This window comes from Lysinibacillus sp. K60 (assembly GCF_019731275.1).
In the GTDB taxonomy this organism is placed as follows: domain Bacteria; phylum Bacillota; class Bacilli; order Bacillales_A; family Planococcaceae; genus Lysinibacillus; species Lysinibacillus capsici.
Genome location: NZ_JAASJR010000013.1, coordinates 22,267 through 46,546, shown reverse-complemented (window position 1 = coordinate 46,546; position 24,280 = coordinate 22,267). Strand labels below are relative to the sequence as shown.

At 37.0% G+C, this 24,280-nt stretch carries 23 protein-coding genes and 2 riboswitches; of the genes, 16 read left to right on the top strand and 7 right to left on the bottom strand.

Annotated elements, in window-relative coordinates; genetic code table 11:
* The first annotated feature begins 20 nt into the window (after nt 1–20).
* From HCH28_RS21385 to HCH28_RS21375, 3 genes are all read left to right on the top strand, one after another.
* Complete coding sequence (locus tag HCH28_RS21385; protein WP_048394950.1) at nt 21–563, top strand: NADPH-dependent FMN reductase; 543 nt, start codon at nt 21–23, stop codon at nt 561–563.
* 127 nt (nt 564–690) lie between these two features.
* Complete coding sequence (locus HCH28_RS21380; RefSeq protein ID WP_221683001.1) at nt 691–2,085, top strand: sensor histidine kinase; 1,395 nt, start codon at nt 691–693, stop codon at nt 2,083–2,085.
* Nucleotides 2,063–2,764, top strand: a complete 702-nt coding sequence (locus HCH28_RS21375; protein WP_221683000.1) for a response regulator transcription factor — start codon at nt 2,063–2,065, stop codon at nt 2,762–2,764. The genes HCH28_RS21380 and HCH28_RS21375 overlap by 23 nt, the downstream gene beginning before the upstream one ends.
* Before the next feature lie 39 nt (nt 2,765–2,803).
* On the opposite strand, the gene HCH28_RS21370 is transcribed toward HCH28_RS21375, so the two are convergent.
* Together HCH28_RS21370 and HCH28_RS21365 are read right to left on the bottom strand one after the other, a co-directional pair.
* Nucleotides 2,804–3,373 (bottom strand): YdhK family protein, encoded by a 570-nt coding sequence (locus HCH28_RS21370; RefSeq protein WP_221682999.1) that lies wholly within the window; start codon nt 3,371–3,373, stop codon nt 2,804–2,806.
* Between the two features lie 114 nt (nt 3,374–3,487).
* Nucleotides 3,488–4,084, bottom strand: coding sequence for a biotin transporter BioY (locus HCH28_RS21365; RefSeq protein ID WP_221682998.1), 597 nt, complete (start codon nt 4,082–4,084; stop codon nt 3,488–3,490).
* Between the two features lie 154 nt (nt 4,085–4,238).
* Nucleotides 4,239–4,426: riboswitch (cobalamin riboswitch) on the top strand.
* A gap of 146 nt (nt 4,427–4,572) precedes the next feature.
* Between HCH28_RS21365 and HCH28_RS21360 the strand changes: the two genes are divergently transcribed.
* From HCH28_RS21360 to HCH28_RS21350, 3 genes are read left to right on the top strand one after another with little or no spacing between them, the layout of a single operon-like run.
* Nucleotides 4,573–5,619 (top strand): FecCD family ABC transporter permease, encoded by a 1,047-nt coding sequence (locus tag HCH28_RS21360; RefSeq protein WP_221682997.1) that lies wholly within the window; start codon nt 4,573–4,575, stop codon nt 5,617–5,619.
* A 5-nt stretch (nt 5,620–5,624) separates the two neighbouring features.
* Nucleotides 5,625–6,416, top strand: coding sequence for a heme ABC transporter ATP-binding protein (locus HCH28_RS21355; protein WP_221682996.1), 792 nt, complete (start codon nt 5,625–5,627; stop codon nt 6,414–6,416).
* A 51-nt stretch (nt 6,417–6,467) separates the two neighbouring features.
* Entirely contained in the window at nt 6,468–6,644 is a 177-nt protein-coding gene (locus HCH28_RS21350; protein ID WP_255601717.1) for a hypothetical protein, read from the top strand.
* Between the two features lie 53 nt (nt 6,645–6,697).
* Here the strand turns inward: HCH28_RS21350 and HCH28_RS21345 are convergent, their stop codons facing one another.
* The 3 genes from HCH28_RS21345 to HCH28_RS21335 form a co-directional block, all read right to left on the bottom strand.
* Complete coding sequence (locus HCH28_RS21345) at nt 6,698–7,012, bottom strand: DMT family transporter (protein WP_221682995.1); 315 nt, start codon at nt 7,010–7,012, stop codon at nt 6,698–6,700.
* Complete coding sequence (locus tag HCH28_RS21340; RefSeq protein ID WP_221682994.1) at nt 7,012–7,365, bottom strand: DMT family transporter; 354 nt, start codon at nt 7,363–7,365, stop codon at nt 7,012–7,014. The genes HCH28_RS21345 and HCH28_RS21340 overlap by 1 nt, the downstream gene beginning before the upstream one ends.
* A gap of 74 nt (nt 7,366–7,439) precedes the next feature.
* Nucleotides 7,440–8,018 (bottom strand): TetR/AcrR family transcriptional regulator, encoded by a 579-nt coding sequence (locus tag HCH28_RS21335; RefSeq protein ID WP_221682993.1) that lies wholly within the window; start codon nt 8,016–8,018, stop codon nt 7,440–7,442.
* Nucleotides 8,019–8,197: 179 nt separating this feature from the next.
* On the opposite strand from HCH28_RS21335, the gene HCH28_RS21330 reads away from it, so the two are divergent.
* The 4 genes from HCH28_RS21330 to HCH28_RS21315 all read left to right on the top strand — a co-directional run bounded on the left by HCH28_RS21330 (nt 8,198) and on the right by HCH28_RS21315 (nt 11,814).
* A complete protein-coding gene (locus tag HCH28_RS21330) occupies nt 8,198–8,368 on the top strand; it encodes a hypothetical protein (RefSeq protein WP_221682992.1) in 171 nt (56 codons plus the stop codon).
* A 69-nt stretch (nt 8,369–8,437) separates the two neighbouring features.
* On the top strand, nt 8,438–9,604 hold the full coding sequence (locus HCH28_RS21325; RefSeq protein ID WP_221682991.1) for an endonuclease Q family protein: 1,167 nt from the start codon (nt 8,438–8,440) through the stop codon (nt 9,602–9,604).
* Nucleotides 9,605–9,713: 109 nt separating this feature from the next.
* Nucleotides 9,714–11,339, top strand: coding sequence for an S-layer homology domain-containing protein (locus tag HCH28_RS21320; protein WP_221682990.1), 1,626 nt, complete (start codon nt 9,714–9,716; stop codon nt 11,337–11,339).
* A gap of 106 nt (nt 11,340–11,445) precedes the next feature.
* Entirely contained in the window at nt 11,446–11,814 is a 369-nt protein-coding gene (locus HCH28_RS21315; RefSeq protein ID WP_221682989.1) for an ion channel, read from the top strand.
* A gap of 50 nt (nt 11,815–11,864) precedes the next feature.
* On the opposite strand, the gene HCH28_RS21310 is transcribed toward HCH28_RS21315, so the two are convergent.
* Nucleotides 11,865–12,152, bottom strand: coding sequence for a DUF2653 family protein (locus HCH28_RS21310; RefSeq protein ID WP_004224435.1), 288 nt, complete (start codon nt 12,150–12,152; stop codon nt 11,865–11,867).
* Nucleotides 12,140–12,601 carry a hypothetical protein gene (locus HCH28_RS21305; protein ID WP_221682988.1) on the bottom strand — a complete coding sequence of 154 codons (462 nt, stop codon included), beginning with the start codon at nt 12,599–12,601 and terminating at the stop codon, nt 12,140–12,142. The genes HCH28_RS21310 and HCH28_RS21305 overlap by 13 nt, the downstream gene beginning before the upstream one ends.
* A gap of 184 nt (nt 12,602–12,785) precedes the next feature.
* On the opposite strand from HCH28_RS21305, the gene HCH28_RS21300 reads away from it, so the two are divergent.
* From HCH28_RS21300 to metH, 6 genes are all read left to right on the top strand, one after another.
* Nucleotides 12,786–13,802 (top strand): YdcF family protein, encoded by a 1,017-nt coding sequence (locus HCH28_RS21300; RefSeq protein WP_221682987.1) that lies wholly within the window; start codon nt 12,786–12,788, stop codon nt 13,800–13,802.
* Between the two features lie 71 nt (nt 13,803–13,873).
* Nucleotides 13,874–15,160 carry an SEL1-like repeat protein gene (locus HCH28_RS21295; RefSeq protein ID WP_221682986.1) on the top strand — a complete coding sequence of 429 codons (1,287 nt, stop codon included), beginning with the start codon at nt 13,874–13,876 and terminating at the stop codon, nt 15,158–15,160.
* Nucleotides 15,161–15,790: 630 nt separating this feature from the next.
* Nucleotides 15,791–17,083 (top strand): globin-coupled sensor protein, encoded by a 1,293-nt coding sequence (locus HCH28_RS21290; protein WP_216486202.1) that lies wholly within the window; start codon nt 15,791–15,793, stop codon nt 17,081–17,083.
* Between the two features lie 237 nt (nt 17,084–17,320).
* Nucleotides 17,321–18,715, top strand: a complete 1,395-nt coding sequence (locus HCH28_RS21285) for a protoporphyrinogen oxidase (protein ID WP_221682985.1) — start codon at nt 17,321–17,323, stop codon at nt 18,713–18,715.
* 99 nt (nt 18,716–18,814) lie between these two features.
* Nucleotides 18,815–18,915, top strand: a riboswitch (SAM riboswitch).
* Nucleotides 18,916–19,003: 88 nt separating this feature from the next.
* Complete coding sequence (locus HCH28_RS21280) at nt 19,004–20,851, top strand: bifunctional homocysteine S-methyltransferase/methylenetetrahydrofolate reductase (RefSeq protein WP_221682984.1); 1,848 nt, start codon at nt 19,004–19,006, stop codon at nt 20,849–20,851.
* Nucleotides 20,844–24,275 carry a methionine synthase gene (gene metH, locus HCH28_RS21275; protein WP_221682983.1) on the top strand — a complete coding sequence of 1,144 codons (3,432 nt, stop codon included), beginning with the start codon at nt 20,844–20,846 and terminating at the stop codon, nt 24,273–24,275. Before HCH28_RS21280 ends, metH begins: the two co-directional genes overlap by 8 nt.
* The last annotated feature ends 5 nt before the right edge of the window (nt 24,276–24,280 follow it).

Sequence of the window (24,280 nt, the reverse complement as noted above, 5' to 3'; positions counted from 1 at the left end):
GACATTTAGGAGGAAACATCATGAAAGTAGTAGCAATCGTAGGTAGTATCCGTAAAGAATCTTATAATATGCAATTAGCTCAATTTATTCAAAAACGTTATACAGAAAAGTTAGACCTTGAAGTATTAAGCTTAAAGGACCTACCAATGTATAATCAAGATATTGAAAATGAGGCTCCACAAGCAGTTCTTGATTTTAAAGCAAAAGTAAAAGCTGCAGACGCTGTACTTTGGGTTACACCAGAATATAATGGTACAGTTCCAGGGGTTATGGTAAATGCTATTGATTGGCTATCTCGTGTAGATAAAGTAATGATTGGCAAGCCATCCATCATTATGGGTGCATCAATGGGGAACTTAGGTACTGTAAAAGCACAATTACATTTACGTGATATTTTATTCTCTCCAGGCATTAACTCACCATTACTTAGCGGCAATGACGTTTATATTGGTGCTGTTCACACTAAATTTGATGAAGAAGGCAATTTAACTGATGAAGGTACAGTGAAATTCCTTGACGTAGTCATTGATAATTTCTTAAGCTGGGCAAAAAAATACGTTTAATTAAAATCTAACCCATAAGTATACAATATACTTATGGGCATTTTTTGTTTGGAAAGATGCTACTTCTGCATGAAATCTTCACACTTTCAGGATATACTTTTAAGAAATTCTAAAATGGTGGTTACGGATGAGAAAATTATCATTAAAGCTTGGCATTATCTTTTTCATCACATTGTTTTGTATTGAAACCTTTATGATGTTTTTTTTGCATGTTTCCCTGACGAATTCTAGAGTGGAAGAGGAACTAGAGCGTTTACAAGCGAGAGGAAATTCACATCGTACTATATTAGAACAGAACTTCAATAATGAAACATTAGCACATGTCGTTCTTATGGAATCAGAAGCAAGTACAGATGTCGTGGTGACTGACCATTTCGGAACAATCCTTGCATCCTCACAACCACATCAAGAAATGAGTGATCTGATTCGTGAGATAGAGGGGGAAATACCTTATGAAGGAAGGGTTTTACAAGACAATTGGCAAGAAGTTAAAGCTATTGCGACCATAAGCCCTATTCAAAATCAGCAAGGAACGATTGGCTATGTATTTATGTTTCAAAATACCGATTCCATCCATGCATTAATGAAACGGCTCAATAAGCATTTTCTCATCGTGGGTATTGTATCTGGTCTTGTCAGTATTGCAGTCATTGTTATTCTATCTCGCAAGTTGGCTAAACCACTTATTCAAATGAAAGAGGCTACATTGAAAATGAGTAAGGGTGATTTTACAGTCGCTCTTTCAACGAATGGAAAAGACGAGCTTGGGGATTTATCAAATGCTATCCAGCTTTTATCCAATGATTTAAATCATCTAAGGCAAGAGCGTAAGGAGTTTTTATCGAGTATTGCACATGAGCTTCGTACACCGCTAACTTTTATTAAAGGCTATACAGACATTCTTGCTAAACGGGATTTAACAGGGCAAGATCGTCAAAAGTATTTAGCTATTATAATAGAAGAAACAAATAGACTTTCTAGATTAATTAAAGATTTATTTGATTTAGCGAAAATGGATGAAAACTCATTTGTAATTGAAAAACATTGCTTACATTTAGAGCCGTTTTTCACAAGCATTGAAGAAAAATTAAGTCCCGCTTTTCAAGATAAAAGTATCTATTTGGTTGTCCGTTGTGATAATGGCTTAACACTATGTGCCGATGAAGCAAGACTTGAGCAAATCCTGATTAATCTATTAAATAATGCATTAATCTATTGTGCGCCAGGAGATATGACTACAGTCACTGTAAAAAAAGACAGTGGAATTTTAAGCATCACCGTTGAAGACACAGGGAAAGGAATTCCAAAGAAGGATTTACCATATATTTTTGATCGGTTTTATCGAGTGGAAAAATCACGTAGTCGTGCTTTAGGTGGATCTGGACTTGGGCTTGCTATTGTCAAGGAGCTTGTACAAGCACATGGGGGAGAAATAAAGGTTAGAAGTGAAATCAATAAAGGGACTACTTTTGAATTATCATTTAAAGGAGTAGAAACGAATGAAAACGATTTTATGCATTGATGATGAACCAAGAATGTTAGATTTATTAACCCTTTATTTGGAACCGCTATTTCTTTGTAGAGCAATGACTTCTATACAAGAGGCATTGGATTTTTTAGAAGAAGAACATGTGGATTTAGTTCTTTTGGATATTATGATGCCAGAGATGGATGGGTGGCAGGTTTGCCAGGAAATTAGGAAGTTTTGGGATGTTCCTATCATTATGCTTACTGCAAAAGGAGAACACGCTGATATTGTAAAAGGTTTAAACCTTGGTGCTGATGACTACATTTTAAAGCCTTTTGATGAGGAAGAGTTGTTAGCACGCATACATGCTGTATTAAGAAGAACGATATCTGTAGAAAAAGTGATTAACTTTGAAGGGCTTTGTCTAGATCGAGAGTCCTTTGAAGTATATTTTCAACATAAGGCAATTCCATTAACACCAAAGGAATTTGCCATGCTCGCCCTATTTTTAGATTACCAAAATAGAGCATTTTCTAGAGAACACCTTATACATGCCGTTTGGGGATATGATGTAACGATTGAAGATCGTACCATTGATTCACATGTACGTAATTTACGAGAAAAATTAAGAAAAAGTGGTTTTCCTGCGGATGATTACTTGCAAACCGTTTGGGGCATCGGCTATAAATGGCATAAGTCTGCAAATAGAAAGCGAATGGAACATAAAAGCTAGAAATAACCTCTACCAGAATTGAAGGTAGAGGTATTTCTATTATTTTGGACTAAGCTCTTCTTCTGTTACCCATTTATGATTTGTTACAGCTTCACCACTTGTAGTGGAAGTATAATCGACCATGTATACAGTTGTTTGCACAGCCTCGTCAATAAGGACAGTCGCATTTTCCATACCTTCCATATGTGTTGCGTCCGTTTTTACTTCTGTTCCAGGAGCCAGTGGTGCTTCTTGTGGGTCAATTAATTCTTCATGAATCACCCACTTATGCTTTTCTATTCGCTTTCCACCAGATGTAGGCTCATAGGAAATAACATAGGCAGTTGTATTATAGGCACCTACTATTGTTGCTTCTGCCCCTTTCATACCTTCCATATGTCCATCTGTAATAATGGCTGTGCTCCCTACAGGAAATTTCGGGTATTCAGCTTTTTTTAATGTTACTGGTACATCGCCAGAACTTGAATGGTTCATTGTAGAATGATCCATTTTTTCAGAAGTTTCATTAGAAGTGGACGCTGGTTCTGTTTGATCCTCTGTACAAGCCGATAAACTAATTAGAGCGACTACTGATAATAGTCCGACTGACCATCTTTTATTGAATTTCATATGATATCCTCCTCACTATGTGCTCCTAATGTAGCAAATAAATGTGCAGAAACGATGGATATGACCCTATGAAAAACATTTCTTTAGTCTGGCACAATTAGGTGGGGAGATATGCTATTGAATGGGCATGATCTTCAATGTTTTTTGTAATCTATGGGCGAAGATACCAGCAAAAATAGCTAAAATAATATCTTTTGGTAGTGGAGGAATCATCCAAAGCCAAGCGAGCTTATATGAAAAATTCTCTGGCGCACTTGCCCAAAGCTTATAGGCAAAAAACATCCAATTTGTTCCTATCAAATAATTTATAGCCGTTGCTACCAAAGCAGCTACGATAAAACTTTTCTTTGTCCCGCTTCGTTCCACGATCAACCCTGCAACAAATGCCGCTAATATAAATGTAATAATAAACCCAAAGGTAGGGCTTAAAATTTGGCCAATTCCACCACCGAAACGAGCAAAGACAGGAGCTCCCGCCAATCCTACGCACATATAAATTGTACAGGCGAGCGCACCTTTTCTACTACCAAGAATAAGCCCTGCTAAAGTTGCAAAGAAGGTTTGAAGCGTAATGGGTACACCACCAACTACCATAAAGGGTGCAAAGGAAGTGATATTAGCACCCACCATCATTAGCGTTGAAAACAATCCAATGTAGGTAATGTCAATAGTTCTTAACTTATGGTGACTATGTTGTGTAACAGTTGCCATGAATTTCACCTCGTTTTATAAGTTATTACTGCTAGTGTAAAAAACGAATGCTATTGTGTCAACCTTATTATTATTAATAGTTAACTCAAATATTGGGTTAAATAGAAGTAGACTATCTATCTATAAAAATGTATGATAGAACCGTCACAATTTTATAACTTCAAATACTATTGGTGTGACATTTTTGAATGTCACTTAAAAGGGAAGTCGGTGGAAGTCCGACGCTGTCCCGCAACTGTAACGAGGAATCCTATAATATGATTTGCCACTGTTTAAGAATGGGAAGGCAATTATAGGATAGTGAATCGAAGCCAGGAGACCTGCCATTTAGTAATACCTGTAATGCCCACGAGGATGCAAGCAATTACGGACAATAGCTGGATATTTTTCTGACTTTGTTTAATCTAGGGTATTTCTATGCGCATTTTCGCATGGGATACCTTTTTTTATTGCTTCATTCATCAATATTCAGTAGGAGTTTAAAACAGATGAATAAAAAATTTATGTTATTTTCCTTCGTACTTTTCATGGTATTAATTGTTTCAATGACCTTTGCTGTAATGGTTGGCTCAGTTTCAGTTACACCGTTATATGTATGGAAAGTTATTCTTTCTAAAATTCCTTTTATACAAACTTCGATCGAGCAAGATTGGAGTCGCTCTCAGGAAATCATCATCTGGCAAATAAGAGCACCTCGTGTTTTGCTAGCTGCTATAGTAGGAGCGGGGTTAGCCATTGCAGGGGCAGCCATTCAGGCACTTGTACGTAATTCTATTGCAGACCCGTATATTCTAGGGATTTCTTCAGGGGCAGCTGTAGGAGCTACTTCTGTGATTATTTTAGGAGCGTTTTCATTTTTAGGTATTTACGCTCTTTCAGTATCCGCATTCCTTGGTTCATTACTTGCCATTACACTTGTTTTTTTCTTATCACGTGTTGGGGGACGTGTCTCTATTTTCCGCTTGCTATTGGCAGGCATGGCTGTGTCCTTTATCTTAACGGCTATCTCTAACTTTATTTTAATGATGTCAAAGCAAGAAGGGGCCTTAAAGGCTGTTATGTTTTGGATGCTAGGTAGTTTAGCTGGAGCCAAATGGAATAGTATTGTGATTCCAGCCTTCGTATTCTTGGTTGTATTTGGGCTACTATGGCTACACTATCGCAATTTAAATTTATTATTACTAGGAGAAGAGGCGGCAGTGACATTAGGCGTTAATCTTCAGCAATTCCGTATTCAGTTAATACTATTAGTATCTCTATTAACTGGTGTGCTTGTCGCAGTTAGTGGTTCTATAGGATTTGTGGGATTGATTATTCCCCATATTGTGCGTTTAATTGTGGGCTCAAACTATAAATACGTCATACCTATTAGTGCTTTAATAGGTGGAATATTCTTAGTGTGGGCAGATGCCTTTGCTCGAATCATTATTGCTCCTCAGGAAATGCCAATTGGTATTATTACAGCTTTTTGTGGGGGACCATTTTTCATTTGGCTTCTCCGTCGTAACAACTATTCTTTCGGTGAAGGAGATTAACGTCCATGACATTAGAAGCGAAACAAGTATCATTCTCCATTTACGATCAGCGTATACTACATGATGTAAGCATTCAAATAAAAGAAAAGCAATTTGTTGGATTAATTGGTCCTAATGGGAGCGGAAAATCAACATTGTTAAAAAATATGTATCGTCTCCTAAAACCTGAAAGCGGAACGGTAGTATTAAATGAGCAAGATATATTAAAGCAATCAAGTAAATCAATTGCGAAAAATTTGGCTGTTGTAAGCCAAGAGACACCCGTATTATTTGATTTCACTGTGCATGATTTAGTCAGTATGGGAAGAACACCACATAAAAAGCTGTTAGAGCTTGATCAAGAGAAAGATTTTCAAATTGTTAAAGAGGCTCTTAGGCAAACGGGCATATCACATTTAGAGAAACGAAGCTTTAGTTCGCTTTCTGGTGGCGAGAAAAAGCGTGTCATGGTTGCAAGGGCACTCGCTCAACAAGCACAGGTATTAATATTGGATGAGCCGACGAATCATTTAGATATTCATCATCAACTTCAACTTATGGATTTAATTCAGACCTTGCATTTAACCGTAGTAGCAGCTTTACATGATTTGAATATCGCTGCTATGTATTGCGATCAAATTTACGTTTTACAGCAAGGGCGAATAGTTTGCCATGGTACACCAGAGGAAGTACTTACCCCAACAGTGCTACAAGATGTATTCGGTGTTTTTGCGGATATTCAAATACATCCACTGACAGGGAAGCCGTATCTTACATATGTTCCTGAACAGTTCACGAAGAGGTTTAGCCAAATATAGAAAGCGAGATCTTCTATTAGATACATAAAACATCCTTTAAGGAGTGACTGTATGCAAATAGCCTTTACGAAAATGCATGGTATTGGCAACAGCGATATCTATCTTGATCTTTTCCAACATGATTACAAGGAAGATATCTTTTGTGAATTGGCTCAAAAAATGGCCAATGTCCATACTGGTATTGGCTCGGATGGATTGATTATTATCCAACCATGCCGTATTAAATAAAATGAATACAGGACGCTTCCGATTTAAGAGTGGCGTCCTGTATTGTAGAGCCATTAAGATACTGCTTTTAAGCCTGCTACACCTATGATAATTGCTATGATACTGATAATACGTGATAGATTTTTAGATTCACCAAAGAAAATGATATTTACGAGTACAGCTCCAACAGTACCAATTCCTACCCAAACAACATAGGCAATACTTAACTGCAAATAGTTGAAGGATGCATATAAAAGGGCAAAGGACACACCAAAACCACCAATATATAAAATTAAGTTTCGTAATGTTTTCTGCTGACTATAGAAGCGTAAGCCAATCACACCTATAATTTCAGACAAAGCAGCTAAGATAATAAGTACCCAACCCATTATACATTCTCTCCTTTCGTTTGCACCTGCACTTTAGAGGAATTATCCGCTAATTTTAGACCAATCACACCTAATATTAAAATAATCATGAACAGTCCTTTAATGGCATTAAATTCTCCTTCGAAAATGAAAATATCCATTAATGTAGTACCGATTGCACCTGCTCCGGCGAAAATAGCGTAGACTGTACCAGTAGGTAAGCTCTCGCAAGCCTTCGATAAGAAATGAAAATCTATAGCAATGATTGTCACAATAATTATCCAATGCCACCATGAGCTTGCTACGTTAAAGCCAAATATCCAAAGCAATTCAAATAAACTTGTTAAAACGACGTACATCCATTCTTTTTTCATAAGTAAAATCCTTTCTATTAGGTAATGCAATGACTGACGTTCAGTCATTTTTGAAGTAAAAAAGAACGTCACTTTTATGGGTGACGTAGGCCAAGTGCGTGAGATAGGAAGTCTATAAGCTCAAGCTTGAGCAATTTCATTGTTTCATCCTTGCTATCGTCAAATAAATAAATTTGTTCAGCAGCAGATTCAATTAGACCAATCATCAGTTTAGCAGAACGTGTTGGGTCAATTGAATCACGTATCATTCCCTGTTGCTTGCCAGATAATAAGAAATGGCTCATCCATTCATAATAGGGTGCATATATATTTTCCCATTCTTTTAAATGCTCAGTTTGCGCAATACCTGCATAAATAAGTGCAACAATATCTCCATAATCTTTCGTGATTAAGAAAACCATTTCCACAACCTCTTCAAGTTGCTGTTCAAAGGGCTTATGACTTGAAATACCTTCATCTAAGGTAGCAATAATTCTTTCTACCATATTTTTTGCAATAGCTGGCATCACAGAAAGGCGTGATGGGAAATAAAGATAAAATGTTCCTTGAGCGATCCCAGCAGCTTTAACGATATCTGAAACCTTTGTTTTTTCTATTCCTTTTTCTCGAAAAACCTCAATGGCAGCTTGAATAATTTTTTCTTCTTTTGACATGCAATCCCTCACTTTTGCCTTACTTAATTATTATGTTATAGAATAAGAAAAATAATGTCAATAAAAATGACTGATAATCAGTCATTTTTTTATCCGTGTTCGTTTGTAATTCCACAATTATGCGAAGAAGTATATTTTCTATATTTCGGGGAATTGTATAATTGAAAGGATTGATGGCCATGACAGAAATTAAGTTTGCACAATTAGACCCGCAGCAACTAGAAAAAATCAATGAGCTTGAAGAAAAGATTGGTGTAACATTAGTTGCCTATGATGCTTCCTCCACACCATCACACGGTTCTGGCGCTTTTGAGTCAAATAATAGCACTACTACAAATCATCCATCATAATGAAGAGAAATGCCTTGCAGTAATGTAAGGTATTTTCGTTTTATAGATGTACTAAAAGGAGTGTTTGAATTGAATGAATTCTATGCTGATTTACATATTCATATTGGACGTACTTCTAGTGGAAGGGCAGTGAAAATTACTGGCAGTAAAACGTTAACATTAGCACGAATTTTAGAGACGTCTAGTGCAAGAAAGGGATTAGACATCATTGGGGTCATTGACTGTCACTCACCAGAAGTAATCGAAGAAATGGTGAGGATGATTGAACACGGAGAACTGAAAGAACTAAAAGAAGGTGGTCTACGTTTTCAAGAAACAACTTTGATTCCAGGATCGGAAATTGAAATTTATGATCAACATTGTCAGGGTCCTATTCATGTGCTTGCTTACTTTCCTACACTAGAGCTCATGAAGCAGTTCTCAGAATGGATGTCACAACATATGAAGAATATCCATTTAAGTTCACAACGTATTTATTGTGATGGCAAGACCTTGCAGCAAAAGGTGCATGAATTGGGAGGTATTTTTATTCCTGCACATGTATTTACACCATTTAAAAGCTTGTTTGGCAAAGGGGTTCGTCGAAGTTTAACTGAAGTCTTTGATCCGCAGCTTATTGATGGCATTGAATTAGGTTTAAGTTCTGATACAAATATGGTACGTCATATTAAAGAATTACAAGCATATACATTCGTTAGCAATTCCGATGCACATTCGCTTGGAAAATTAGCGCGAGAATATCAAAAGTTACGATTAGCAGAAGCGAATTTTACAGAATTAAAAATGGCTCTGCATGAGCAACAGGGACGAGCGGTAATAGCCAATTATGGCCTGAATCCTTTGCTTGGCAAATATCATCAAACAGTTTGTGCAAAATGTAGTCAACAGCTAAGTAAAGAAGCTACCATTTGTACAGAATGTGGGAGTACTCAAATTATAAAGGGAGTAGCTACCCGTATACAGGAGCTATCAGAAGACTTTCCCAATAAACGAAATAGACCACCTTACATTCATCAGATACCACTTGATTTCATTCCAGGTATTGGTCCTAAAATGATGGAACGTTTAATCGGAGCATTTGGTACAGAAATGAATATTTTGCATCGTGTAACAATCGACCAGCTTGAACAAATTGTGCCACATAAACTAGCCCAATTAATCGATTTAGCGAGAACAGGCCAATTAGCCATTAAAGTTGGTGGTGGTGGGATTTATGGAAAGATACAGGTTGATTAGATAAAAAATGAAATGTTTTAAAAAGATTGTTGTAATTTAACCTATTTTTATCGCTCCTCTAGTAAAATAGTGAAAACAACGACTATTTTATAAGTAGAGGAGAGAGTAAATGAGATTATCAAAGAAATTTCGTTTTTTAGCTTCAAGTATATTGGCTTTGCAATTAGCTTTACCTGTAGCAGCTAGTGCAGAAGAAGGACAGGGTGACCGTATAGCACCAAGTTGGATTGTACAAACCGATTATGTGGCACTTGGTGATTCATTAGCACATGGGATGAATGAAGTAGGTGTAATTGGATTAGGCTATACCGATTTTATTGCACAGGCATTACAGCAAGACGGCTTCCTTACTTCCTTTAATAAGGGCTTTGCTATGTCAGGCTACACAACTAAAAATGTTTTAGCTGATCTACAAAATGATGTTGCAAAAACAGTGACTGGTTTTGGCTATACAGAGGAACAGGCAAAGTTACGAGCTTCTATTAAGGAAGCTGAAATCATCACATTAACAGCTGGGGCAAATGATCTATTGCCAATATTAAAAGAATCTCAAACAACGGGAATTGACACTGTGGCTATCATAAAAGCTACTAAAGAAGCTGTATCGAACATTGCTACTATTCTTTCTGAAATCAAAAAAATTAATCCACAAGCTGAAGTATATGTAATGGGCTATTATAATTCCTTCCCATACTATAGTGCGAACTTACAAAAACAATTTAATCTGTTATTAGCTACTTTGAATTCAACAATCAAAACAACTACTGAAAAAGCGGGCGCTATTTTTGTTCCTACATATGATGTTGTTGCAAAGGATGTTGCCAACTATCTACCAAACCCTGAAAATATTCATTTAAGTGAAGCTGGTTATTTAGCGATAGCAAATGAAGCATTTTTACCCATTATTAAAACAAGCTCTTTATGGGATGTCACGCAGGCTATCGGAGTAGAGGTAAAAGATCGTACAACTGTTAAGGTTAGCTGGCAAGAAGCGACAGATAATGTAGGCGTAGCAAATTACCTTGTCTATGTGAATGGAAAATTAACTTCAACTTTAAATGCTGACACTACTACAATTACGCTCAAAGATTTAATAGAAAATACAACCTACAATGTATCTATCAAAGCCATTGATGGTGCTGGTAATGAAAGTGTTCAAAATCCTACAGTAACTTTCACTACGAAAGGAACCGTTAGCTTTACAGATACACAGAATCACTGGGCAAAAGAGTATATTCAAAAAGCCGCAAATACAGGTATAATGAATGGCTATACAGATGGGACATTTAGACCTGAGAGTAGTGTAACACGTGCCCAAGCTGCAGCCATTCTTGTAAGAAGTCTTGGCTTAACTACTGAAGAAAAAGCACCATTTACTGATATCGCAAATTATGATGCAGCAACACAGGCAGAAATTGCGGCAGCATATGTACATGGTCTTATTAAAGGAACAGATGGGAAATTTAAGCCTGGACACCCTGTGACACGTGCTCAATTAGCTTTAATGATTCATCGCGCCTATGAACAGCAATCTAATCAGCCGTATATTGCAAAAGGCAATGTGCCATTTGTGGATGTTGCTTCTTATAATGCAGAAACCAAACGTGCAATCACAATGCTGTATGAATTAGGAATCGTGACCGGGGATGGAGGGAATTTTTCACCTGAGGTTGTCACAACAAGAGGTCAAGCAGCTAAAATATTTACCAATCTTAGTCAGCTACTCATTCAATAATAATTAGAAGGTAGGGGGATTGTCTCCTCTACCTTTTGAGGTTTTCGTAAAAAACGAAGTATAGTCTAACTATGCTGCTGTATGTCCATTGATAAAGGAGAATGGGATGCTGTCATTTATATTATCTGCTAAAAGATTAGTAAAAGGTTTGTGGAGGTCCTTTAAACGTCCACAGTTCCTATCATTATTTACTACACTATTTTTAATCATTCTCTCAGGAACTCTATTCTACAAGGGGACAGAAGGGTGGTACTGGTTGGATGCCATGTATTTTGCTGTAGTGAGCTTAATTCCAACTGGAGTCGAAACAGGACTATATCCAACAACGGCTTATTCTAAAGTTTTTACAATGATTTATTTAATTGTTGGTACAGGAGTAATGTTTATCATGTTATTAATGCTGGGACGCTCTATCGTAGATTTTTCTCTTAATGAAGAAGAAAAAGAAGAGGTTAAAAAACGTTTGAAAAAGTAAAATAGCAGTACAATGAATTCCTTTGGACGATTCATTGTACTGCTATTTTTTTATGATAGTTTGGCAATAATGCCTTCTTCGTCATCTAAAACAAGTTCAATCCCTGTTGAGAATGGATCACCGTGTAGAACATCCTTGATCCAAACACGTAAGGCACCAATCATGGCTGCTGTATTAAGCACCTCGATTTGACCGTTGACTTCGACCTCCGCACCAAAGCCTGCATCATCCTCGTAAGTCAATTCAACAAGAACATCCTCGGGTCGAATGTTTTGATAGTAGGCTTGAGATAAACAAATAGCATTAATAATATCTTGTTCGTTGATTATTTGTGCCATTGTGCTTCCTCTTTGCGCTTTTTATCTTTAAACATATTCACTATCTTCACAACAAGCATCACAATAACAACAATTGCTGCGACATTAATAAGTAAACCTAAAATATTCCCCAGTATACCCATACCACTAAATAGACTACCGAATAATAATCCAGCAAGTCCACCAAGCATTAATCCTTTCATCAGACCACCTGAGAAAAAGCCACCTTTTTTAGTAGTATCTGCTTTATTAGTAGATGTTGAGTTGTTTTTATTTGTTGTTGCATTGTTTTGATCTTTGGTAGTATCCGATTTTTGGATATTCGAGCTATTATTATTGTTAGAGAAGCCCTTTTTACCCGATTTATAGGATTTAGCTTCTGCCGTTGGCGTATCAGAAATAAATAATGTTGCACCAACAGTTGAAAATATCAGTGTCGCTGCAAAAAGAGCGGCAAGAATTTTTTTCATTACATACATTCCTCCAATATAATTTTTAATCTAATCATAAACTAGTTCTTATATAGTAATATTACATGAACTATATTAAAAAATAAAACAAACGCTTTCAAAAATTAAGCTATATCAAAAAATATGGACAAATAGTGGCAGATGTAATGATTGTAGAAATTATACAATAGGAAGGAGTGAAAAAATGCTACTAACTTTATCAATCTTACTTACCATTTTTATTATTTTGTACCTAACAGAAAAAAGGCGATTTCTTAACGCGGTAGCACTTGGCCTGATAGGTATGTATATTGTCAGAGCGTTCATTATTCATTATCCTTTATTGCTACCGAATGATCAGGGGATTATTTCCGAAATGGGGATATTCATTATATTAGGAAGCTTTCCAAGTATTATGTTTATTTTATCGATAGCCATGTTTTTCAATAGTAAAGTATTATTGGAAAAGGAAGGACGCAAATTTCGTAACTTAATGTTAGCCATATTGGGGCTAAGTTTTGTTATTATGATGTTATGGTATGTATTCGTCATTTTTATTGAAATTGAAAATGTATTTTGGCATATTCTTTTCTTCTATGCGTTTTTGATTTTTGGCTATACAATGTTCTTATATACTAGTGTCCTTGCTTATTCAATATTGTATCTTCTTACACCAATACGTTATGAACCAAATTACATCATTGCATTAGGTTCAGGGTTAATTGGCGATACAGTACCTCCGCTTTTAGCAAGTCGTTTAGATGAAGCAGTAAAGCAATATAAAAAGTATGAGATGAAGCCTTATATTATTGTCTCTGGTGGTCAAGGAAATGATGAAAAGGTATCAGAAGCATATGCAATGAAACAATACCTATTAGAAGTACATCATATTCCGACTGACAAGATAGTAATGGAGGATCGTTCAGCCAATACAGAACAAAATATGATCTTTTCAAAGCAAATAATGGACCACCATTCTCATGGAGAGAACTATCGCTCCATTTTTGTTACGAATAATTTCCATGTGTTTCGCGCAAGTATTTATGCTAGGAAAGCAGCATTAGACGCCGAGGGAATTGGCTCAAAAACTGCTTTTTACTATGTTCCTAATGCATTCACACGAGAATTTATAGGCTTATTAGCCATGTATAAATGGACCCATGTCACAGTATTTTTAATTATTACGCTTTTCATAGGCTTACTATTGAGAGCATATGTGTAACCAAACTTCAACTGTCTTCCATATAATAGTGGTAAGGCAGTTTTTTACATAGTGTGCAAGGGAGGAAAATAATGTACGAGCAAATTTTAGCCAAGCGAAATAAAGAACGAATAATTTCCCTACAAAATCTTACACAAACTCAAGATCAGTGGTTTGCTCAAAATATAAAATTACTTACATTCGCAGAAGTTAACCTAACAGCCTTGCAGAAAATACTGTATCAAGTAGTACGAGGATTATTAAAAGAACAGCAACAACGTCATTTGCAGATTGTCCATACAGTGCAATCTCAATCGATTCAGGAGAATGTATTAACGCTGTTGGCAGAATATGATGATGTCTTGCGCGATGCCATTCCACAGCCTATCTATATACTCATTTGGCAAATTTCTTCGCTAGAAAAGTTAAAAAACAGTATAGAAGTAGTAGATGATGTGCTTGATATTGTAGAGTGGTATTTTCGCCATCAAGATGAACAAGTTGCTGTTCTAGATGAAGAGGACTTAGATCATGAGCTCATTATTGATTTGTATAAGGAAGCGGTTGAAGAGCAGGATGGTGATGCCCAATATCAACTGGGCGAATACTATAATTCTAGAGAGGGTAAACATTTTCAACCTGAAAAATCATTGAAATGGTTTGAGCTAGCTGCTGTCCAAGGAAATGCAGATGCTCAATATATGCTTGGGAATTTTTGCTTCGGGGGCATAGGTATGGAGGAAAATTATTCCCTTGCCTTTTCATACTATGAAAAAGCAGCTTTACAGGGACATGCGGATGCTGCCAATAATTTAGCAGATATGTACTTTAATGGCGAAGGTGTATCAACGGATTATACATTAGCAAAAAAGTGGTTTGATTATGCTGCACAAAAGAATGTGGCAGAGGCAATGTTTACGTTAGGGATTATTTATGAGCAGGGGTTAGGCGTTGAGGTAGATGTGAAAGAGGCTTTTAACGCCTATAAAAAATCAGCTGAGGCAGGGTATGTGGAAGCACAATATCGACTTGGTGGAATTTATTTAGAGGGACGCTTAGGCCAAGTGAAAGATGTCAATCGTGGTCTGTTTTGGTATGAAAGAGCTGCAGAGCAATATCATGTAGATGCCTTTTATGATTTAGGTTATATATGGAGTAATGGTCTGGCTGGAATTCGCAATCTCGAAAAAGGTATACATTGGTTTAAGCAGGCCGCACTTCAAGGAGATGTAGAAGCCAAGCTACAGTTAGGGCATATTTTTAATAAAGATACAGGGTTAGAAAGAAATCTAAAAGAAGCTATTAAATGGTATGGACTCGCGGCAGATGCAGGATCCGAAGAAGCGGCTAAAATATTACAGGAACTTAAAGGATTGTAAATTTAGTGTTAAAAAAACATAGGTTTTTAGAATGATTTATATTGCTATAGTTTATGGGTATTTAAGTCTAAATTAGACAGCTATTTAAGAGTATTTAGATAGATGATGATTGAGGGTAAAAAATATTAGTATAGTGAAATTTGAAGATGATCAATAAAAAAGTAGAATAAATATAAAACAAGTAAGCATAATAAACAAAAAAATAGTTAAAAAAGCTACCCAATAATATTGTGGTAGCTTTTTCAATGTTTATTACGCTTTATTTAACAACAAGGACTTTTTATACATTTTGTGTAAAAAAATGGTACTCATAAGATTGACAGTCATTTATAAAATGATTAATGTAAATGAGTGATTTTGAAAAGAAGCATACGTAAATAATTTACTGATAGTCATGTAGTGACTATATCTGTTTGCTGAAAGCATATAATCTTAGGATAAATTGAGTAAAGGGGTACCCGACATACTTTGGGAGGAAGTCTGTCATACGGAATTGCGCTATTGAATGTAACCATTAAATCTGACTAATCTGATTTTATCGGTATTTTTTCGTGTATCCATCAATATGTTAAAAGGGATTTGATGTTTCTCAGCCTGATGAAAGTAAACGGAATGAAAGAGGGAAGATGTGTGATTTTTCAAAAACAGAGAAAGACGAAGGTATTGGATTTACAGCAATACACAGTGAAAATGGATTTGTCCTCTCGTCAATCGATGGCGAAGCAAATTGAAATGCTGAACTTAACGAAGAACGACTTACAATATTTAAAAGCTTTCCAGCCAATAGTTATGGATAATGTAGATCACATCGTAAACCGTTTTTACAACATGATTGGAACAGAGCATCATTTGGTAGATATTATCAGTCATCATAGTTCTGTAGAAAAGCTTAAAGTAACATTACGGCAACATATTATTGAAATGTTTAACGGAACCATTGATGAGATGTATTACCAAAGGCGTGTAAAAATTGCAAAGGTGCATGTCCACATTGGGCTTAGAACACAGTGGTATATCTGTGCATTCCAAGATTTATCGATATCATTTATTGATTTAGTCGAAAAAAATATAGAATTTCCACAAGATCAATTTAATACGATCAGAGCTATATCGAAAATTTGTAATTTTGAGCAACAACTCGTTTTAGAAGCTTTTGAAAACACTGTGGAACAACTGAAAGAAAAAATGGTTCATGAAAAAGAAGCGATTGAACGACAGATTGTAGATTCTTCGGAAGCACTTGCAGCTATCTCACAGGAAACCAATAATTCATTTTCCTGCTTAAGTAAGCAATCTGACGAAATTAAACATTTGGCAAAAAAATCACTCGATGTGTCTACACTGGCTGAAAACCAAGCACTTGAGGGTCGCGAGCGTTTAAAAAATCAATCACAAAATATGCTAAATATTAGTCATTCTCTTCATGATATAGAAGAAAATATAGAACAATTATCAGGTATGTCTAAGGAAATGGAAACAATCATGAGTGTTGTGACCAATATTGCGAATCAAACAAATCTATTGGCTTTAAATGCAGCAATTGAAGCAGCACGTGCTGGGGAAGCGGGAAAGGGCTTTAGTGTAGTGGCCGATGAAGTACGGAAATTATCAATTCAGACAAAAGAATCTGTTACAGCGGTGGCTTTGTTATTGAAAAAGACAGGTGAACGAACAGAGAAACTAGAGTATTCTTTGACAAATATTCAAGATGAAGTTGCAGCAGGTGAAGAAAATATGTTACAAACTGAAGGCCAATTTACGAGTATATTGGGAGCCATGACAGAGGCAAAAGATCAAAATGAGTGTATGGCAACAAAAATACAAGCAATTGTAGGCATATTAAGTGAATTAGGCACTTCATTTACTGAGGTAACAAATTCAGCAGAAAAATTAGCGAGCTTTGCGCAAAATTTAAAAGGATAGACTATTAACAACATCCTATTTTTTATGTTTTTAGACGTAATAAACACTATAGTACCTATTAAAATGTTTGTTGTGAAGCCATCGTTATAGAGGATCAATCTTATAGAGATTCAGAAAGTAAGAGCTATTTCACTGAAGAAATAGCTCTATTTTTGCTAAATTTGTAAAGGGTTTAACGTAATTTTCAATGAAAAAAAGATTATACTGTAGAAAGAACGAATAATAGGGGCGGTTATGATGAAAACAGTTGTTGTTTTAGGCGGCGGTATTACAGGACTATGTACAATGCATTATTTGCAACGTCAAGTAAAGGAACATAATTTAGATGTTCGTCTAGTGCTTATAGAAAAAAATACATATTTAGGAGGCAAATTATATTCAGCACATGAAAAAGGTTTCATCATGGAAACGGGTGCTGATTCTATTGTAGCCCGTCATCAAGGCGTTATGGAACTCGTGCGGGAGCTTGATTTTGAGGCGGAACTAGTTTACAACGAAACAGGTATTTCTTATATTTATACGAATAATGAGTTACATGCTATTCCGGCAGATTCAACTTTCGGAATACCGATGAGTTTAGCATCCTTAGAGGAAAGTACACTTATTTCCGAGCAAGGAAAAAAAGAAGCGTTGAAGGATTTAACATTGCCAAACAATAGCTTCACAAAGGAAAGTTCAATCGGTGAATTTTTAACTTACTATTTAGGAGAGGAACTGGTGAAAAATCAAATTGCACCAGTCCTTGCAGGTGTTTATTCGGGAGATTTACATCAGCTTTCTATTGGCTCTACTTTACCGTATTTGATTGATTATAAGAATGATTATGGAAGTATTATTAAAGGCTTTGATGCGAATCGTGAGCAATTTGTTAAAGCAGCGAACAAAAAATTTATATCGTTTAAAAAAGGTTTATCTTCTTTAATTGATCGACTTGAACAAACCTTATCCGATGTAGAAATTATCAAGGGTGTTACTACGTTAAATGTTCAAAAACAAGATAAGAACTACACTATTACCTTAGCTAATGGTGAAATTATTGAGTCAGATTATGTCGTTTTAGCATTACCGAACGATACTGTCCAAAATCTGCTACAGGATGAATCTTTAAACCGCTATTTTGATCGATTTACGACAGCGTCAGCGATTACTATCTATTTAGGTTTTGATGTGCCAGATGCTAAATTGCCAGCAGATGGAACAGGCTATATTGTTTCCCATAATTCAGACGTTACTTGTAATGCAGCAACTTGGACTAGTCGTAAATGGAAGCATACATCGAAAGAAAATAAATTACTTGTGCGACTCTTTTATAAGAGCATCAATCCAGCCTATGAGCAACTACGTGCCATGACGGATGAAGAATTGGCAGCAGTTGCTTTAGATGATGTGAGAAAGAGCCTAGGAATAGAGGAGCAACCAACCGTTGTGAATGTAACAAAATGGATTGATCAAATGCCTAAATATGATCTAGCGCATCGTGAGGCATTACAAGGATTACTACAAGAATTACATGAAAAATATCCTAATTTATCGATTGCAGGGTGCTCATATTTTGGCGTAGGTATCGGTGCTTGCATTCAAAATGGGAAAAAAATTGGCGAAGAGCTTGCAAAGGAACTTGCCAATTTCTAAGATTTTAAGTGAAAAAAAACTTAGTTATGTGAAATAGTCTTGACTCATTCGTCAGTAAACGATATGATTCTTTTAATTATTTAAAAAATTCATACTTAATTCTTATCAAGAGAAGCAGAGGGACTGGCCCATTGAAGCTTCAGCAACCAACTTTATTGTCAGGTGCTAAATCCAGAAGACCGTTGAGTCGAAGATGAGAAGGAACAACAATGATGAATCGTTAAAGCCTTCTTTTTTATGAAAGAAGGCTTTTTATTATATAGAGACATAGAAAGAGAGGCTAATTTTATGGGATTGCTTGAAAGGTTAAAAACGCATGTATTGACGGCAGACGGTGCAATAGGCACAGTGCTATATGGCTATGGATTGGAGTATTGCCATGAGGAAATGAATGTTCAGAGACCCGAGTTAATTGAAAAGATTCATAGAGAATATATTGCAGCTGGTGCTGACATCATTCAAACGAATACGTACGGTGCAAATGCCATTAAATTAGCTCGCTATGGATTAGAATCACGTGTCCAACAATTTAATGAAGCTGCTATCACCATCGCAAAACGAGCAGCGGCTGATGGCGGTCAATTTGTTTTAGGAACAATTGGTGGTATTCGGGGAATTCGTAAAAGTGATGCAACCTTGGATGAAATATTAGCGACTATTGAAGAACAAGCAAGAGTCTTACTTGCAGGGAATCCAGATGGCCTTTTACTTGAAACTTATTATGATTTTGAAGAATTAACAGCAACCTTAAAGATGCTACGAGAAAAAACAAAATTGCCGATTATTGCACAAGTTTCTATGCATGAGCCTGGTGTTTTACAAAATGGGATGTCTTTAAATAATGCTCTCCATGAGCTTGAAGCCCTAGGTGCTGATATTGTTGGTGTCAATTGTCGACTAGGTCCACACCATACAATTCTGGCATTTGAGGGTGTAGAACTTCCTCATAAGGCATTTATGTCAGCCTATCCAAATGCTTCACTTCTGGACTTAGAGGATGGGCGTGTCGTTTATGAGTCAGAAGCTGATTATTTTGGTCGAGCGGCTGTTGAATTGCGTGATCAAGGTGTACGCTTAATAGGGGGCTGCTGTGGTACAACACCCAAACATATTGCAGCAGCAAAGAAGTATTTAGAAGAGTTATCACCGGTTCAGGAGAAGCATGCGAAGCCTAAAAAGATTGAGATTGTTCGGGAAGCGGAGCCAACAAAGTATGAGCCTCTTCATGAAAAAGTTAAACGTGAACGCTCTGTCATAGTAGAGTTGGATACACCTAGACATTTAGAGATCGATGGGTTCCTTGAAGGAGCAAAGCAATTATATGATGCAGGTGCAGATGTAGTTATGATGGCAGACAATTCACTGGCCTCTCCACGTATTAGTAATATTGCAATGGGCGCATTGTTGAAGAGCACACATAGTGTACGCCCACTAACTCATATTACATGTCGCGACCGTAATTTAATTGGTCTACAATCCCATTTAATGGGGTTAAATGCTTTAGGTATTCATGATGTGTTGGCCGTTACGGGTGATCCAACGAAAGTAGGAGATTTCCCAGGTGCGACAAGTGTTTATGATGTATCTTCCATGGAGCTAATCCAATTAATTAAGCAATTAAATGAAGGGGTCTCGTTCTCAGGTAAGCCACTTCGTAAAAAAGCAAATTTTTCAGTTGCTGCTGCATTTAATCCAAACGTCCGTGTGTTAGATCGTGCTGTGACACGCTTGGAGAAGAAAATTGAGCATGGGGCAGACTATTTCATTTCTCAACCAGTATATACGAAAGAGAAGATTGTAGAGATTTATGAGGCAACAAAGCATTTACAAGCTCCAATATACATCGGTATTATGCCTGTTACGAGTTATAAAAGCGCTGAATTTTTACATCATGAAGTGCCAGGTATCAAATTATCTGAAGATGCCTTAACAAGAATGAAAGCATGTGGAGAAGATAAAGAAAAGGCAACATTGGAAGGGATTGCTATTGCCAAAGAATTAGTAGAAGAGGCTACGCAATATTTCAATGGGATTTACCTTATTACACCATTTTTACGTTACGATGTGACACTAGAGTTGATGAAATATATAGAGCAATTGGATGAACAGAAAAAAGGAGTAAGTATACATGGCTAAGCACTCGATTGAAGAGCAACTAGAGAAACGTATTTTAATTCTTGATGGCGCAATGGGAACAATGCTACAAAATGAAAATTTATCAGCAGAGGATTTTGGTGGCGAGGAACTTGATGGCTGTAATGAAAATCTTGTGCTTACTAGACCAGATGTCATTGAAAAAATTCACCATAAATACTTAGAGGCAGGCGCAGATATTATTTGTACAAATACATTTGGTGGGACGCCTCTTGTGTTAAATGAATATGATCTTGGCACAAAAGCAGAAGAAATTAATAAGCGTGCAGTGGAAATTGCTCGCCAAGCAGTGGATCGTTATTCCACATCGGATTGGCCACGTTTTGTTGCAGGGGCTATGGGGCCAACAACAAAAACGTTATCAGTAACTGGTGGTATTACATTTGATGAGCTAGAGGAAAATTTTTATGTACAGGGAAAGGCATTAATTGAGGCAGGAGCCGACGTTTTGTTATTAGAAACAAGTCAGGATATGCTCAATGTCAAAGCAGGCACACTTGGCGTAAAGCGCGCTTTTGCATCAACGGGAAAAGAGCTACCCGTCATGATTTCAGGAACAATAGAACCGATGGGTACAACGCTTGCAGGGCAAACAATCGATGCCTTTTATATTTCGATCGAGCATATTAAACCATTATCAGTTGGCCTAAACTGTGCGACAGGACCTGAGTTTATGACGGATCACATTCGTTCATTAGCAGAGCTTTCAACAGGCTATATTAGCTGTTATCCAAATGCTGGCTTGCCAGATGAAGAAGGGTGTTATCATGAATCACCGGAATCGCTATCGCAAAAATTAAAAGGTTTTGCAGAAAAAGGTTGGCTTAATATTGTAGGTGGATGTTGTGGGACGACACCGGCTCATATTGCAGCCATTCGTGAGGTCTTAAAAGATGAAAAACCTCGCCAATTACCAGAAAAAACACATGGTCATGCAGTATCAGGAATTGAACCGTTATTGTATGACGATTCTATGCGTCCGTTATTTATTGGGGAGAGAACAAATGTAATTGGCTCTCGTAAATTTAAGAATTTAATCATCGATGGGAAATTTGAGGAGGCCGCAGAGATTGCACGTGCTCAAGTCAAAAATGGTGCACATGTTATTGATATTTGTTTAGCCAACCCTGATCGCGATGAATTAGCCGATATGCGTGGTTTTATGCAGGAGGTTGTAAAAAAGGTTAAGGTGCCTCTTGTGATTGACTCAACTGATGAAAAAGTAATTGAGGAAGCATTAAAGTTTTCACAAGGGAAAGCCATCATTAACTCTATTAATCTAGAGGATGGTGAAGAACGATTTGATGCAGTATTACCACTCGTGAAAAAATATGGTGCATCGTTAGTTGTCGGAACGATAGATGAAAAGGGAATGGCGGTTGACCGTCATCGAAAGCTCGAAATTGCCGAGCGCTCCTATCAACTTTTAACGGAGAAATGGGGGATTGCACCAGAGGATATCATTTTCGACCCATTAATGTTCCCTGTAGGAACTGGGGATGAGCAGTATATTGGTTCAGCGTTAGAAACGATTGAAGGCATTCGTCTCATCAAAGAAAAATTGCCGCAGACATTGACGGTACTTGGCGTAAGTAATATCTCATTTGGCTTACCACCAGTTGGTCGTGAAGTACTGAATGCTGTTTATCTCTATCATTGTACACAGGCGGGCTTAGATTATGCCATTGTTAATACAGAGAAATTGGAGCGTTATGCATCCATCCCTGAAGAGGAAATCAAACTCGCAAATGATCTGCTCTTTAATACAAATGATGAAACATTAGCAGTGTTTACAGATTTTTATCGAGATAAAAAGAAGGAGAAAACGGAAGCTGATATTCCGAAAACGGTTGAAGGTCGTTTAGCTTACTATATATTAGAAGGTACCAAAGAAGGGCTAATTGAGGATTTAGACGCTGCAAGGGAAATCTTCGAGGCGCCACTTGATATAATTAATGGTCCTTTAATGGAGGGCATGGCTGAGGTAGGTCGATTATTTAATGATAATCAACTCATTGTAGCAGAGGTCTTACAATCAGCAGGTGTGATGAAGGCCGCAGTTGCTCATTTAGAGCAATTCATGGAGAAGGATGAAGAGAGTGCTGGAAAAGGGAAAATGGTACTTGCTACGGTAAAAGGCGATGTTCACGATATTGGGAAAAACCTGGTTGATATTATATTAAGTAATAATGGCTATAAGGTAGTCGATTTGGGCATTAAAGTAACCCCTGCCCAATTGATTGATGCGATTCGTAAGGAAAAACCTGATTTTATTGGGCTGTCAGGTTTACTCGTGAAATCAGCGCAACAGATGGTCATTACTGCTCAGGATTTTAAAGAGGCAGGAATTGATGTTCCTATTTTAGTTGGTGGGGCTGCACTTTCACGTCGTTTTACTGAAACAAAAATTGCAGATGAATATGGTGGTCCTGTTATTTATTCAAAGGATGCTATGCAAGGCTTAGAGCAAGCGAATCTATTAATGGGTGAAGGGACACGTGAAAATTTCTTAGCAGAAATTGAAGAATCCCGTCAAAAACGTTTAGAGGCCGATGAAAAACGAGCTGCTCGTCCGGCAAAAGAGGTAACAATAAAGCCTGCACGAACAGTTAAAGGAGCGCCAGTATTTTTACCAGCTGATTTACGACGTCATGTGAAAAAAGACTATTCTGTATCTCATTTATATCCTTATGTTAATATGCGTACATTACTGGGACACCATTTAGGTTTAAAAGGGCAAGTTCAGCAATTGCTTGATGCGGGTGATTCAAGAGCAACAGAGCTCAAGGATTTAGTAGATGATTATTTAAAAAGTGATCTATTAAAGCCATCTGGTTTGTATCAATTTTTCCCTGCTCAAGCAGATGGTGATGATGTCGTTGTGTATGACCCTGCTGATAGTAAGACAGAAATTGAGCGTTTTACCTTCCCTCGTCAGCAGGTTGAACCATTTTTATGTCTTGCAGATTTCTTAAAAACGGTAGAGAGCAGTGAAATGGACTATATTGCACTCATGGTTGTAACAGCAGGTCAAGGAGTTATGGCTAAAGCCCGCCAGTTAAAAGAGGATGGGAAATTCCTTGAAAGTCATGCCTTGCAATCCACTGCTTTAGAATTAGCAGAGGGCTTTGCTGAACGTATGCATCAGGAAATTCGTGATCAATGGGGCTTCCCTGATGCAACAGATTTCACTATGAGAGATCGTTTTGCTGCAAAATATCAAGGTCAACGGTTTTCATTCGGATATCCTGCATGTCCTAACTTGGAGGATCAAGAGAAACTATTCGGCCTATTAAAACCTGAGGATATTGGTGTCCATCTTACAGAAGGCTTTATGATGGAGCCAGAAGCATCTGTATCTGCCATCGTTTTTGCTCATCCTGATGCTCGCTACTTCAATGTTTAAGGCAT